The 12,561-nt window shown below is 28.7% G+C and carries 18 protein-coding genes and 2 pseudogenes; 12 read left to right on the top strand and 8 right to left on the bottom strand.

Annotated elements, in window-relative coordinates:
* From bhDAH_RS05025 to bhDAH_RS05000, 6 genes are all read left to right on the top strand, one after another.
* Positions 1–603: a DUF735 family protein gene (locus bhDAH_RS05025; RefSeq protein WP_025434158.1), complete on the top strand. Its 603-nt coding sequence runs from the start codon at positions 1–3 to the stop codon at positions 601–603.
* Between the two features lie 11 nt (positions 604–614).
* Positions 615–1,442, top strand: coding sequence for a DUF685 domain-containing protein (locus bhDAH_RS05020; protein ID WP_062706258.1), 828 nt, complete (start codon positions 615–617; stop codon positions 1,440–1,442).
* A gap of 70 nt (positions 1,443–1,512) precedes the next feature.
* Positions 1,513–1,710 (top strand): BlyA family holin, encoded by a 198-nt coding sequence (locus bhDAH_RS05015; protein ID WP_025434156.1) that lies wholly within the window; start codon positions 1,513–1,515, stop codon positions 1,708–1,710.
* Positions 1,707–2,027 carry a BlyB family putative holin accessory protein gene (locus tag bhDAH_RS05010; RefSeq protein WP_025434310.1) on the top strand — a complete coding sequence of 107 codons (321 nt, stop codon included), beginning with the start codon at positions 1,707–1,709 and terminating at the stop codon, positions 2,025–2,027. Before bhDAH_RS05015 ends, bhDAH_RS05010 begins: the two co-directional genes overlap by 4 nt.
* Positions 2,024–2,359, top strand: coding sequence for a BlyB family putative holin accessory protein (locus tag bhDAH_RS05005; protein WP_025407106.1), 336 nt, complete (start codon positions 2,024–2,026; stop codon positions 2,357–2,359). Before bhDAH_RS05010 ends, bhDAH_RS05005 begins: the two co-directional genes overlap by 4 nt.
* Before the next feature lies 1 nt (position 2,360).
* On the top strand, positions 2,361–2,714 hold the full coding sequence (locus tag bhDAH_RS05000) for a BBA14 family lipoprotein (protein WP_032489800.1): 354 nt from the start codon (positions 2,361–2,363) through the stop codon (positions 2,712–2,714).
* A gap of 46 nt (positions 2,715–2,760) precedes the next feature.
* Here the strand turns inward: bhDAH_RS05000 and bhDAH_RS04995 are convergent, their stop codons facing one another.
* The 6 genes and pseudogenes from bhDAH_RS04995 to bhDAH_RS04970 all read right to left on the bottom strand — a co-directional run bounded on the left by bhDAH_RS04995 (position 2,761) and on the right by bhDAH_RS04970 (position 6,600).
* Positions 2,761–3,171, bottom strand: coding sequence for a hypothetical protein (locus bhDAH_RS04995; protein WP_247098887.1), 411 nt, complete (start codon positions 3,169–3,171; stop codon positions 2,761–2,763).
* 222 nt (positions 3,172–3,393) lie between these two features.
* The gene (gene bdr / locus bhDAH_RS04990; RefSeq protein ID WP_247098886.1) at positions 3,394–3,624 is read right to left on the bottom strand and encodes a Bdr family repetitive protein; all 231 of its coding nucleotides are present in this window, start codon (positions 3,622–3,624) and stop codon (positions 3,394–3,396) included.
* Positions 3,625–3,637: 13 nt separating this feature from the next.
* Complete coding sequence (locus tag bhDAH_RS04985) at positions 3,638–4,216, bottom strand: chromosome replication/partitioning protein (RefSeq protein ID WP_032489803.1); 579 nt, start codon at positions 4,214–4,216, stop codon at positions 3,638–3,640.
* Between the two features lie 32 nt (positions 4,217–4,248).
* Positions 4,249–5,021, bottom strand: a pseudogene (locus bhDAH_RS04980) (ParA family protein).
* Positions 4,997–5,554 carry a DUF226 domain-containing protein gene (locus bhDAH_RS04975; RefSeq protein ID WP_025434395.1) on the bottom strand — a complete coding sequence of 186 codons (558 nt, stop codon included), beginning with the start codon at positions 5,552–5,554 and terminating at the stop codon, positions 4,997–4,999. The pseudogene bhDAH_RS04980 and the gene bhDAH_RS04975 overlap by 25 nt, the downstream one beginning before the upstream one ends.
* 9 nt (positions 5,555–5,563) lie before the next feature.
* Positions 5,564–6,600: pseudogene (locus bhDAH_RS04970) on the bottom strand (plasmid maintenance protein).
* 268 nt (positions 6,601–6,868) lie between these two features.
* Here bhDAH_RS04970 and bhDAH_RS04965 point away from each other — a divergent pair.
* The 6 genes from bhDAH_RS04965 to bhDAH_RS04940 are packed head-to-tail and all read left to right on the top strand — an operon-like array spanning position 6,869 to position 10,499.
* The gene (locus bhDAH_RS04965; RefSeq protein WP_247098892.1) at positions 6,869–8,230 is read left to right on the top strand and encodes a DUF244 domain-containing protein; all 1,362 of its coding nucleotides are present in this window, start codon (positions 6,869–6,871) and stop codon (positions 8,228–8,230) included.
* Positions 8,231–8,259: 29 nt separating this feature from the next.
* Positions 8,260–8,454, top strand: coding sequence for a hypothetical protein (locus bhDAH_RS04960; protein WP_062706341.1), 195 nt, complete (start codon positions 8,260–8,262; stop codon positions 8,452–8,454).
* The gene (locus bhDAH_RS04955; protein ID WP_062706345.1) at positions 8,447–8,842 is read left to right on the top strand and encodes a single-stranded DNA-binding protein; all 396 of its coding nucleotides are present in this window, start codon (positions 8,447–8,449) and stop codon (positions 8,840–8,842) included. The genes bhDAH_RS04960 and bhDAH_RS04955 overlap by 8 nt, the downstream gene beginning before the upstream one ends.
* A gap of 49 nt (positions 8,843–8,891) precedes the next feature.
* Positions 8,892–9,251, top strand: a complete 360-nt coding sequence (locus bhDAH_RS04950) for a hypothetical protein (protein ID WP_247098894.1) — start codon at positions 8,892–8,894, stop codon at positions 9,249–9,251.
* Between the two features lie 16 nt (positions 9,252–9,267).
* Positions 9,268–9,684 (top strand): DUF261 domain-containing protein, encoded by a 417-nt coding sequence (locus bhDAH_RS04945; RefSeq protein ID WP_062706348.1) that lies wholly within the window; start codon positions 9,268–9,270, stop codon positions 9,682–9,684.
* Positions 9,681–10,499 (top strand): DNA adenine methylase, encoded by an 819-nt coding sequence (locus tag bhDAH_RS04940; RefSeq protein ID WP_032489656.1) that lies wholly within the window; start codon positions 9,681–9,683, stop codon positions 10,497–10,499. Before bhDAH_RS04945 ends, bhDAH_RS04940 begins: the two co-directional genes overlap by 4 nt.
* 285 nt (positions 10,500–10,784) lie before the next feature.
* On the opposite strand, the gene bhDAH_RS04935 is transcribed toward bhDAH_RS04940, so the two are convergent.
* Both bhDAH_RS04935 and bhDAH_RS04930 read right to left on the bottom strand, forming a co-directional pair.
* Complete coding sequence (locus tag bhDAH_RS04935) at positions 10,785–11,552, bottom strand: tyrosine-type recombinase/integrase (protein ID WP_062706351.1); 768 nt, start codon at positions 11,550–11,552, stop codon at positions 10,785–10,787.
* 504 nt (positions 11,553–12,056) lie between these two features.
* The gene (locus bhDAH_RS04930) at positions 12,057–12,482 is read right to left on the bottom strand and encodes an Mlp family lipoprotein (RefSeq protein ID WP_247098891.1); all 426 of its coding nucleotides are present in this window, start codon (positions 12,480–12,482) and stop codon (positions 12,057–12,059) included.
* Between the last annotated feature and the right edge of the window lie 79 nt (positions 12,483–12,561).

Below are 12,561 nucleotides of genomic sequence, written 5' to 3'. Positions count from 1 at the left end.
ATGCAAATACCCATCCATCTTCAAGATACTGGGGTTGAAAAGTTCATACAAAATGAATTAGAGTATGCAAATACAATGTACCTAGAACTAAAAAGTCTAAATTCTAATTTCACAAGCATTACTGCTACACGCCACTGCTCATCACGTTTTATTGCCATTTGGTTATCCAATCTATTTAGAATCTTTTACTCTGAAAGCCAACCACTCGAATCACTTGTAGCAAACATTGATAGTGTACTTTTTGCTTTACGTCATATTGGCACTGATGAATCATTTATAAGACTTTTTAAGGCCTTCTTAAATGTCGATATTGAAGTTACTACCCCACAAGCTGGTGTAATTAACATAAAATTATTAAACAGGATAAAAACTAACTTTATTTCCTTTATCTCTCCTAGCACCGTTAAAGGGCATAAACCAAAACGTATTCGATTACATCAAACAAAAAAAGGATTTAAAACGGCATATAAATTTTTAACATTCAATTTCCTTCCTAAAGGATATTCACACTCAATTTATGCATTTATAAAAAATCTCATTCCTATAGGACGTGTCTTAAAAATTACAAATAATGAAAACATAGAAATTATTACTTTTAATTAAGGAGAACATTAATGTCAAGTGAAGAGAAACTCTTAATTGATGAAGAAGAATTTATCCAAATCAACAACCTAAACAGAGTTGGTGATATTCAAAAAACTGATTTAATGCTACTTGATGATGGAAGTTCTAATTGCAATGCAATTACATATGAAAATTTTCTTAAAAAAACTAAAGACAAAATCTTCAAAAATGAAGGACTTGAGTATTTCAAAGAAGTCATTAAAGATACAATTGCTACTGAACTATTAGCAAATGAAAACTTTATAAATCAAGCTTATAATAAAGTGCTTGAAAAATTACTCAACAATGCCAATAACGGTGTTTATAATATTTCTGATAAAGTAAGAGACAGAATTATAGGAAATATATCATCAACTACATTAACTAAAAATGATAAGTTTGTAATTATGAATTATAGTACGCTACAAAAATCCCCAGTACCTGAATATTTAACAGGAATTCCTTCTGGGTTTACTACAACAAAAAGCAAAACTACAAGTTCATATATTTACCCATCTTATTTTAAGAATCAAGCTTACGTATTAGACATGACATCAGAATATTCAAATCAAGAAGTTGAACTCTTATTTTATACATCTGATGATGATAACCCTATTTATTTAGACATTACTGTTGCTCTCACAATCAATGCGTCTGGTACTAAATATGCAAAAAAAGTAGCACTTAAATACACTGATAGCTCACAAAAGTCAACAGCATATTATTACGGTGCTAAAAATGCTTATGTAGATATTTTATGTCCAGTACTTAGAGGATGGTACATTCAAAAACGTGGATATATAAATGGTAATCGTGTTCCGGTTTTAGTAAAGTTATAACTTTATATAGTTTTTGCTATTCTTTGCTATATAGTTGTAGCTTACCAATTATAAACACGAGGTGATAAAGTTGAATGAATTAAGTATTAATAACATATTAGATTTTTTACTTCAACTAATTAACATCAATGAAGTGAAGTTAATCATTATTAGTATTTTTATATTAAGTTTGGGTTTGATTTTCAAACCAGTAATCAAAGATATGCTAAGTATCTTATTAAGTAAGATAAAAATACATGACAGAGACAAAGAAAAGGAGGATTTATGATACTTGATCGTAATTCTTTAGATACTGCTTTAAATGCAATCGTAACATTATTTGACACACTATCTAATTTTGAAGATGGGTCGTTTAATGAAAATGCTCATAAAACATTCATGCTACTAAACGACATTTACACAGAATATCAGATTATCTATACACAAAATATGGAAAGGTTAGAGAATGCCTTAACTCCGCAAATAAGAGAAACACTTGAACCTATCCAAACTAAAATCAAAAAATTTATAGAAAAGGTTAATAGCAATCCAGATAATATGCAATTACCATTAGAAATCTCATCAATTGAAAAGGAGGTCAAATGAAATTAAGTACTGCTAAATTAAGTGTTGATATCCTAAACAAATTTACAGAAATTATAAAAAATAACCACCAAGGTAAAAACACCGTAACCTACATTAATATTTTCACCAAAGTGGTTAATTATTTTTACTCACTATATGAGGCAAGTGTATATCAAATGGAACAAAAGGAAGCTATCAAACTACTCTCTGAAATTGAAGAAATACTAAGGCTCAACATCGAGATAATAGAAACTGCTGGGGATTATGATGATTATTCAAAATACATTTCTCAACTTAGAGCTAAACGTAATAAGCTCATGAGTACTTACATCAAAATGTTAAAGGAGGCCTAATTTGAAAAAACTAGTAAATTTAACTTTCTTAACGCTTATCTTCTCATGTACATCTATTGCTTCTCTAACGGAAGAACCAACATTTCCTAAAACCCAAACCCTCACAGAATTAAGTACTTATGAAGCTAAGCTAGCTGATTATGTTATGTACTTGCAAGTATTCTTAACACGTACAAAAAAGAAAGTTAATGACCCAAAGTATCCTAAGTTTACTTATTTTGATTCTTCTACACTCAAGTCTGAACAGACAATCCAGGATTTAATGTTTAATATCAACATTTTCAAAGCATACATCAAGATAACTAAACCTATTGCTGAAGCGGTTTACAAAAAATATTCAAAATTACAAAATTAATATTATTTAAAGCCCCTAATGGGGCTTATTTGCTTTAAATTATCATCTATGTATCAAATAAATATCTTAATTCTTCTTCTCTTGACAAGAATCCAAATAATCTGAGTGGACTATCCTCATATTTAGGCTGCATAAGCGCTATAAATGCCTCAAATTGATCTAACTTCCTCATAAGATGATTATTCTTAAATATATATTCTCTAATGAGTTCTATCCAATAGTTAACACTCCTTAAAGCTTTGTTCATATTAAAATACTCTAAAAAGGAAGAATCATCCCCCTTCTTTATAGCACTTAAATATGCATTTATCTGCGATATACTCTTAAATGGTTTATCAACCAAATGCTTATGCATACCACGTGCTGCTATAAGAAGACTTTTATAGCAACTAAACTTAATTGAATTAGCTTTATTATCTTTATTTACTCCTACTGTATTAGTATTATTAGATTTCACAACTCTATTCACATCTACAGGTGGGGTTTCTACACCCTTAGATTGTTCCTGTGTTGTGTCTTGTCTAGTTCCTAAGGTATTTGCATCATTATCTTCCTCACTCTCAATTGATAGATTGGATGGTACATGCTTTTCTATTTCTTTAAGTAAACTGCGCTCTAAATTAGATATGTCTTTCTTGTAAATTCTTCTCTACATTGTCTATCTTAGTATCCAAATTTTCTAGTTTATTGTTAAATTCCATCCTAATGAATTCAATATCTTTTTTTCTAAGTTCTGTTCTACATTAATCATTTGTTGTTCTAATGAATTCATCTTTTCCCTTAAGACTTCAAAATTAGAATTATCATTATGAAGTAAAATGAAATCTACTGCTTCTTCAGTAAACCCCTTATTTAAAAACTCTACCCTTAAATCTTCTGTTCTATATGTTTTATATGCTAAATTACTCATAAATACGTCCTTATCATTCCCCTTTTAATTCTTTATACTTCTTCAAAAGCTTATCAAGCAAATCTTTTTGATTTTCAAAAAGTTCATCCATTAAAAAACTAGTAAATTTAGCATTGCTCTTATAAAAACCATAACTTTCTTGACTTTTAAGTTGAAACCTTAATGGTTTTATTGGATTTACTTTTGATTTCTTTATTGTTGCACTTTCTTTATCCTTTAGTAAGCTTAATATTTGTCTAAATCCATTTTCTAGTACATATTGCTCCTCTAACAATCCTTCTTCTAAGGCTGTTGCAATTTTTAAATAATTATAAGCTTGGGTTTTTGCAACATCATAATTTCTTATAAAAGCATCAAAACTTTTATATCCATCTAACTTATAATATTCATTATCTTTTATTTCTTTTAAAATCTTCATACACTCTATTCTGTTATAGATTCCTTCCCTAAGATTTATATATAATTTCTTTTTCAATGCATTATAACGAACTGTTCCCGCACCTTCTTCATTATCATCAGATGCAGTAAGTAATGCATTCCCTTTTGAATCAATATTTCTTTTATTAATTTTTAATTCTTTATTATTTTTCATATCGAACCTCTTGAATTATATTAAATATTAGTTCAACGCGTTGAACTAATATTTAAATCAATCAACTCTTTTAAAAAATTTATTAAAGAATTTTCATATTCTTTAATATAGTCTTTTCCAAAATCAAAAATATTGTTTTCTGCTATTCTTTTATTCAAGTCTTCCCGTTCTGATATAGTTCCCAAAAAATTACTTTTTGAATTAATCATTTCTAATAATCGTTTATGTGTATTGTTTTTCTTAAACCTAGTAATAATAAAAAAAATAGGAAGTTCTAAAGCTATTTTTTCCATAAAAAATTTTAAAAGGTCAAAGCTTTCAATTGTCCATTTTTCAGCTGTCATCGGCACTATTACATAATTACAACAAATTAAAGAACTAGTTAATGTGAAATCTAAACTTGGGGAGTATCAATTACTATGTAATCATACTTAATATTCAAATATTTCAGGTCATTCTTTAATTTAAATTCACTAAGAGTATGCTTATATCCAAATGCATTTATACTATGTAAGGTCAAATAACTAGGGATTAAATCTAAATTACTTTCAACATTTAGAATTGAACTATTGACGTTTAATTTATCTATTAAAACTTCATATATGTTATTTATTCTTAAATCTATATTTTGATCCTCTATTTTTTCATAAAAATAACTAGTAGTAGAAGCTTGGGTATCCATATCAATTAAAAGCACTTTATGCTTTTGGGCCAATAGTGTTGCAAATATGATTGAACTTGTACTTTTCCCAACACCCCCTTTAATTGATGCTATAGTGATTATCTTAGGTTTTTTTCTATCCATTTATTTATGCGCCCTCCGTCTGATAATTTTTTACCATAAAATTCATATACTTCCTTTTCTAAGTTTGCAAGATTCTCAACTAAAGATTTGCAATATTTCGTATCGGTTTTATCCTTTCTAAGTAAATAAGAAATTCCTACAATATAGCAAAACACGCTACCTTTCTTGAACCTAAATTCTATGTAGTAAACCTTTGAAAAGGTAGATGCTTTCATAATCCCGTTCTCCTCATATCTTGTTACAACATTCTTGATTGGTTTCCTATATCCGTAAAAAATACCTAAAAATTTATCATCTTCTCTTGCAGGAAATAGATTAAAAAATTCCGCTTTCTTTCTATTAAATAATGTTCTAAGCAAAATAAAAAATTTATTTTGCTTTTTATTAATGCCAAATGCATAAAAATCTGTCATAATTTTTGTGTGATATAATGTCCTGTCATTATGACTTTCTATCTTAACAAAGATGGGTTTATCTCTTTTCTCTTTAATCTCTGATTCCTTTTTCTTGAGGCGTTCTAATACACTCTCCACAACTAATCCTTAACTCGTAATTTTTTTGGGTTCTCCTAATTTTAAATAATTCCCACCACTCTCTACTAACTCTAAAATTTCGTAGTAATAATGATTATTAAATACCTTGTTATACTCCAATTTGTTCTGTTTGTTTAAATAATCTTTCAGTATTGGTACTAAAACTGATGTGTCTACTTTATGTCTTAATTGTTCAAGAAGTATGCTAAATAGGTTATTCCTAATTTCTTTCTCATCTTCTTTTGCGGTTACTTTAACACGTTCAACCGTCTTTTTAAGCTTCCCTATTATCTTTTCTAAGTCATTGTACTTATTGTTTTCTATGATAAAGTGTGGTTTATCTTTATATTGCTCATATACCTTTTGTATTTGGATTTCCAACTGTTTACTGTTATAGCCTTCATTTTTTAAGATGACTTTTGTTTCATCCAGTATTCTACTTAATTCCTTTTGCTTACTTGCAAGCTTGTTTTCTTGTGACTTAATATTGATTTTTTTCTTGTGTTTAGTTTTTTCGATGAAGTTTTCTGTCCTTTTAAGTATCTTAAGCACTTTAATTGTAACATCTTTTTCTAGTTTTAAATTCAAAATAGAGAAGAAAGCATTTGATCTAAAATTGCATTTCTTAGCGTACTTTTTTACTTGCAGTTTTTCTATTTCTTTTATGTCTTTCTTTTCTTCTTTTTTATTATTATATATATTATATATACACTCCCCCTTTTCTACACTCCCCTTTTTATTACATCTTTTTTCAAGACTAGCATTTACACGATCTTTGTGTCTCTCTTCTTTTTTTCTTTGAAGTATTTATTGATTATGTGATGACATTCTTTTTTAGAATACTTAAGGTCATAGTGAATTTCAGTTCCCATGTTAACACCCAAATGTCTGTAATAATTAATTGTGACACCTAATTCTTTTTCTAATTTATAAAGATATTTTTGAAGTGTTTTAAGCTTAGCAAGTTTTTGGCCATTTCTTTTCATATTGTTATTAAAGTAATAAAGTATGTTGCTTTGGGTGTATTTTTTAAGATTTAAGTTCATGTAGTTTAGTGTAGATATTAAAACGATTAATTTATATTGATGTTTTTTGGTAGGCTTTTTTGTGCTCCTCATATTAAATCTCCTATTTTATGAATTTACTACTAATCATGATAATGCAATACCCGTTAAAAAGTAAATCCATTTTTAATAAAAACATTTTATAAAATGTTTTTATTAAAAATAACAAAAAAATAATATAGCAAAAGTTTTGACAAAAACAATTTTTTGCTATATTATTTTTAGTAGTTCATAAAATAGGAGTTTACAAATGACAAATATAAAAGCAACAAAAACAAAAGAGAAAATAGTAGAGGTAGGGATGGAGCAGCCAGGTTTGTATGATCAAAAAATGTTTGAAGGATTTGATTCATTTGCACATCAAAGTCAAGACCAGATTAATAAGAGACAAAAAAGTGTAAGTAAAATAAGCAGAATAGGACGCAAGCTATCAAGAATTGGCAAAACTGAATGTTTCAAGTTTAATAGCAAAGTTGATTTTAACATTCAAAGGAATTCATTAAAGCGTATAGGAGCAAGTGAAGTTGGGAGTATGTTTATTGGAGCAGAGAGTGTTTCAAAATTAATGCTTGATAGGGTCTTGAAATTATTAGGAAGAGAGATTTCATTTGAAGAGAACTTAAGCATGAGGAAAGGAAAGATACTTGAGAATTTAGGGTTTGATGAATTTGTACGTATACACTCTGATGAGATTGCTGTTTTACATAAGAATAAATATGCAAATGGGATAGATAAGTATAATTACTTCAAGAAGTTTAAGGGACGGGATAATTTGGTTGGTTCAACAATTGATGGTTGGTTTGAAAACCAAGAAGGGGAAGCAGAACTTTTAGAAATTAAATGCAGTGATAATATTCATTTAAAGAGTGCTGTAATTGAATACAATAAGAATGGTAACTTCTTAGAAAACAAATATTTTTTCAAGTATTACGTTCAAGTGCAAATACAACTTTTATGTACAGGTTTAAGTAAGGGGAATCTGTTTTTTCTAATAGGTAATGAAGCTATTAATTGTGTAATTGAGAGGGATGATAAGTTTATTAATGAAGTAATGTTTGATGTTTCAAGAATGGAAGCGGAAGTAAGTCGCATTGCCAAAACTTTAAGAGCAAAGTATGATATTGAGAATATAGATTTAGATAGTTTAAGTGAACTAATTCAAGAAGGGATTGAGAGTAGTGAGATATACAAATATTTTTCAGAATCAGAGTATAAAGATGACTTTTTAGAATTTGTAAGATGTACTGACCTGGAGATTGATAAAGAGAAGGATAATCTGTTGAAAGGATGTCTTAGTGAAATTAGTGCTTTGCAAACAGAGATAGAAGAAGCAGAAGAGATAGCTAAGAATAGACATACACAAGAGTTATATAAGACAACAAAACCTATGAAAGATAAACTTAAATCCCGAATAGATGAAATATTTGCAGAATTTTCATTAATGGAGCATGTAAATTATTGCTTTGAAGGTAATCTATTTTCTTTAGATACAACCAAGCGAGCTATTAAAGATAGATTCAAATCGTTAAGTGGCAATATCAGTTTTCTTGCTAGTAGTTTAGATTCAGTGCAGCAATGGTCTGATATTGCAACTCCCATTGTAAGTGCTTAAGGTGGTGGGGGCTTATGAGGATTAGCTTTATGGTAGTACTTTTACTAATGACTTATCAGGTTGTGAAGTTTTTATGTAAATTTAGCAAAAGAACTTTAGAAAAAATAATTTATGATTATTACTCAAGACAAGAATTTTTAGAGGATATGAGAAGACTTGATCATGATTTAAGACTCATGGAAATTATGAGTAGATTAAGGGATAAGGAGAGCTCTCATGTCTGATATTAATTCAGTAGTCTTATCAGGGCGTCTGACTAGAGACAGTGAAATTACTTACGTTAACAACAGCATTCCTATTTTGAAGTTTGGTTTAGCTAATAATAGGAGAATAAAAAGGAATAATGAATGGATAGATTATGCTCAATTTTTTGATTGTGTGCTTTTTGGGAGTAGAGCAGAAAGACTAATAGCATTTCTTTTAAAGGGGAAACAAGTTGTAGTTAATGGGTCTTTAAGGTATGAGAGTTGGGATGACAAGCGCACTGGTGATAAGAGAAGCAAGAGCAGCATTTTAGTGGATGAGATTCAAATACTAAGCCCATTACCTGCTTTAAGAGCAACTAATAAGGTTGATTCTGATGAAGGGTTTCATGAGGATATCCCTTTTTAGGAATGATATATTGCAATCAAAAATAATTGTAAGCTAAGGAGTTTTGAGTATGCTCTATGCAAAAATTGAACTTGTAGAGAAGATGATGGACCAAAGAGATGAATTTGAAGAAGTTTTATTGAGCAAGGTAGTTGAGAAGGGAGCGGTAGTGCTTGTGAAACCTTACGATGAGGAATTTACTTGTTCATTAGCGAGGCATTATCTTGATATTTTTTTAAGGTTTTGCCTAAGGAATCCACATATTAAAGCTATATGTGGAATAACTAAGATTAAGGAAAAAAGTCTTTCTGTAAATAAGCATTTCAGGTCTTCTATGTTTGTGGACCTTATGTTAATTTTTTTGAAGATTTATCGCTGTTTGAAGTTGAATTTCAAAGTATTAAATTTGATAGTAGAGGTTAAAGATTAAAGGTTAGAGGTTAAAGATGAAAATAACGCAAAATAATCCAAAGTTAATTTTAGAAATACGTCAGTGGGGATGTTACTTTTTATGTCTTCATTATTACATAGAACAATTTAAAAAATTGCAGTTTAGTATCAATGATATTAACAATAATTATCATAAATTTGTTGGTTTAGGATACATTAAAAGTAATTGTTATATTGTAAATCCATGCAGTATACTTCAAAATTTTGGCATTAAGACAAGTGTGCGTTGGATAAGTCATTCTTACAGATGCGCAAGTCATGAATTTGAGATAAGTGAAGTAAAAATCAAAGGTGTATCAGGATATCATTTTATAGCAACTAACGATTCCAGAGTGCTTTATGATTCACTTATGCTTAAGGAAAGAGGAGTTGAATATCAAATTACATCAAGGAGAGTGTTTAGGAAACATTGAAACTGCTAGCTAGAGAAGGAAATAAGTATCGTTATAGTAAGGGTATTATAAGTCTTTTTCCTAAGCATACTGCATATATTGAAGGATTTTTTGGAACAGGCGCAATCTTTTTTGCAAAACCATTAGCTTGTTACAATATACTCAATGATAATTCTCAGTTTATTTATAAGTTTTTTTATTATTTGCGACGCAATCCTGATGTTCTTTACAAGAAGGTAAGAGACGCAATTATTTATGACAGAATTATAAATGAAAATCAAGACAAGATAGAATATATGGTTTTAAGAAGTTTGTATTCTCTATATGGTTCATGTAACTTAACTATGAGGTTAGATAGAAGCAATTCTAAGAGATTATTTCTGGGTATGCTTAAGACTTATAAGTCTAGAGCAAAAGAGATGCTTGATTGTGCAATATTTACTTCGCGTGATATATTTGATTTTCTGGGTGCTCTACCTAAGCGTGATAAGATTGCTTCAACATTTGTATATCTTGATCCACCATATTCAATTTCACGTGGAAGTCTTGCTGATAATCGGGGGTGGAATTTAGATTCTCTTGAGAGGCTCATTGTAGAGATGAAGAGATATAATTGGCAATTTGCAATAAGTGAATTTGATGATTTAAGGGTTTTAGAACTTTTCTTGAAATATAATCTTAATGTTAATTATATAGCTCGTTCAACTGGCATTGCTAATACTTTTGGGCATACTAAACATGAAATACTTGCAACTTCATATAGAACCAGTAAATCAAGTATGAGTTGTAAAAATACTCGTTATATTCAACTTGAAATGTTTAAAGTGCAAGCGTGAATTTGTATTCTTAATTTGTTGTATAAAAAAAGACTCTAAAAGATTGAGAGAAGTAGAGTCTTTTTTTATTTTAAAAATGAAATATTGGTTGAAACTTTCAGGATTTATATGTATTATACACTAAATAATTGACAAAAACTAGAGCTTAGCAAATAATTTATTGTTAGAAAAAATACCTAAGGATTGGTTCTTAGGTATTTATATTTGTACATATTTATATGCGGTAAAATGAATTTTGATAATAACTTTAGTAGAAGTATATAATAAATTAGCAAAAATTGTAAGTTATTTCAAGCTAGTTTTGATATCTTTGTAAGCATTAATTTTACTTGCAGGGGAGAGTCCATAAACATTATCAATCTCAGTAGTAGATGAGTATTTCATAAGTTCTTTAATTTCAAATGAGTTGTATCCTTTAGACTTTAGTGAGGCAATAAATATATTTCTACATATATGTAAAGATTTACGATACCTAAATCCTGCTTTAAGAAGCAATGATTTAAATTGTTTTGAAATCTTAATTATGCTAATTCTATTGTCACGGAATTTGTGTTTACTCTTTTGAAAAAGATAAGTACGCCTTTTGTCTTTTCCTTTGCTTGCAAAATGTTCTTGATGTATTTGCATAATAGCATCAAATTCAGACTCACTAATAACTACTTCTCTTATGCAGATACTACTTCTCTTTTTTGCTACATTAACACGAAGAGAATAGAATACTTCACCATCGCTGCTTGTTTCTTTTGATACATCAGATAGTCTTACATTTTGTATCTCAACACCTCTGCAACCAGTAATACTTAAGATATATACAAACCATCCAGAGATTGGGTTGATTTGTATAAGCTTTTTTATACATTTTTTTACTAGTTTGGTTGTTTTGTCATTTAGATAGAATCTTACAGGAGTGTTTTTTGATTGTTTTGAAGCTTTATTTTTACTCTTAAGTGTACTTTTAAGTTGTGACAATTCTTCATTGAGGCATTCATTTTGCTTTATTAGTTCATTTATAAAGTTAAGATTACTGTTAGTTAAGAGTTCCTTTTCATGCATTTTATTGTTAACTAAAGATTTTAAAAATATTTAAAATTAGTTACAAAAATGTTAGCAAATACTTGTATTGTAAGTCAATTCTAACGTCGCTTCATTGTATATAAAATACCCCCTCTAAGGTACTTTATGTAGATAGAAAGGGTACTTTTTGATATGTTAGGTTAATATTTCTAGTATACTTTATCCTATCTTTAACAAATACTTGAAAATATCCTCTACATATACTCTATTTGTCTTTTTAGTGGATCTTCATTTTACAATGGTACGTATTGCTCTTTAAAATTTAACCTCTTTCTCTTTGTTAACCAATTGTTTACTTTTTATCTTCTTTTACCATTTTTGTAACCAGTTTAATTTATTTATCTTTACTATTTTTTCTAACAATCCCTATTCGTTTATTTTCCTTATTTGTTTTCTTTATCTTTGTTTGTGGCTTTACTCTTTTAAATCTTCCTTTCTTAAATACTATTTCTTAACTTTCATCTGTGATTATAAGAGGTGCTTTTAACCACCTGCTTGACAACCACTGATTGCGTTTGCTTGAATTTCATCTAACTTATTATCGCTCATTGTGTCAAAGTATCCTTGTAAAACTTGTTTAAAAGTTTTCTTTTGTTCGTCATTACAATTTGCAAGTTGATTCTTTATATGCTCAAGTGCAGCTTTTATCTTTCCTTCATCTAGATTTAGAAGTTGATTAAACTTTTCCTTATCATTTAAAGCATCTTTTAAGAAATCTAGATTTGATTTTTCGATAGCATTTAACTTGTCTCTTAATGTTTCCTCAGGTGTTTTTTGAGTTGTTCCTGTATTTTCTGTTAACCCGTTTATTGTTTCATGATTAGCTTTCCTTTGTGTTGTTTCATCCCCATTACGACAATACAAGAATAATGCACTGAAAAGTATTAATAATATTATATGTTTATTCATAATATTCTCCTTTTTTAATCTTTAGATACAGTATAACCTATACTAGGGTTTTTTCTTGGATTCTATCTATATTATTTAT

Origin of the sequence: Borrelia hermsii DAH (genome assembly GCF_023035675.1) — a bacterium.
GTDB classification, from domain to species: domain Bacteria; phylum Spirochaetota; class Spirochaetia; order Borreliales; family Borreliaceae; genus Borrelia; species Borrelia hermsii.
Note: the sequence above shows the minus strand (reverse complement) of the source record. Positions and strands in the feature narration are given on the sequence as shown.

Excerpts from the sequence above, each read along its gene's own strand:
- bhDAH_RS04955 (WP_062706345.1), top strand. The coding sequence starts at position 8,447 with ATGTCTGATATTAATTCAGTAGTCTTATCAGGGCGTCTGACTAGAGAC.
- bhDAH_RS05020 (WP_062706258.1), top strand. The coding sequence starts at position 615 with ATGTCAAGTGAAGAGAAACTCTTAATTGATGAAGAAGAATTTATCCAA.
- bhDAH_RS04930 (WP_247098891.1), bottom strand. The coding sequence starts at position 12,482 with ATGAATAAACATATAATATTATTAATACTTTTCAGTGCATTATTCTTG.
- bhDAH_RS04960 (WP_062706341.1), top strand. The coding sequence starts at position 8,260 with ATGGTAGTACTTTTACTAATGACTTATCAGGTTGTGAAGTTTTTATGT.
- bhDAH_RS05025 (WP_025434158.1), top strand. The coding sequence starts at position 1 with ATGCAAATACCCATCCATCTTCAAGATACTGGGGTTGAAAAGTTCATA.
- bhDAH_RS04935 (WP_062706351.1), bottom strand. The coding sequence starts at position 11,552 with ATGCATGAAAAGGAACTCTTAACTAACAGTAATCTTAACTTTATAAAT.
- bhDAH_RS05010 (WP_025434310.1), top strand. The coding sequence starts at position 1,707 with ATGATACTTGATCGTAATTCTTTAGATACTGCTTTAAATGCAATCGTA.
- bhDAH_RS04985 (WP_032489803.1), bottom strand. The coding sequence starts at position 4,216 with ATGAAAAATAATAAAGAATTAAAAATTAATAAAAGAAATATTGATTCA.
- bdr (WP_247098886.1), bottom strand. The coding sequence starts at position 3,624 with ATGAGTAATTTAGCATATAAAACATATAGAACAGAAGATTTAAGGGTA.
- bhDAH_RS04950 (WP_247098894.1), top strand. The coding sequence starts at position 8,892 with ATGCTCTATGCAAAAATTGAACTTGTAGAGAAGATGATGGACCAAAGA.
- bhDAH_RS05005 (WP_025407106.1), top strand. The coding sequence starts at position 2,024 with ATGAAATTAAGTACTGCTAAATTAAGTGTTGATATCCTAAACAAATTT.
- bhDAH_RS04945 (WP_062706348.1), top strand. The coding sequence starts at position 9,268 with ATGAAAATAACGCAAAATAATCCAAAGTTAATTTTAGAAATACGTCAG.
- bhDAH_RS04965 (WP_247098892.1), top strand. The coding sequence starts at position 6,869 with ATGACAAATATAAAAGCAACAAAAACAAAAGAGAAAATAGTAGAGGTA.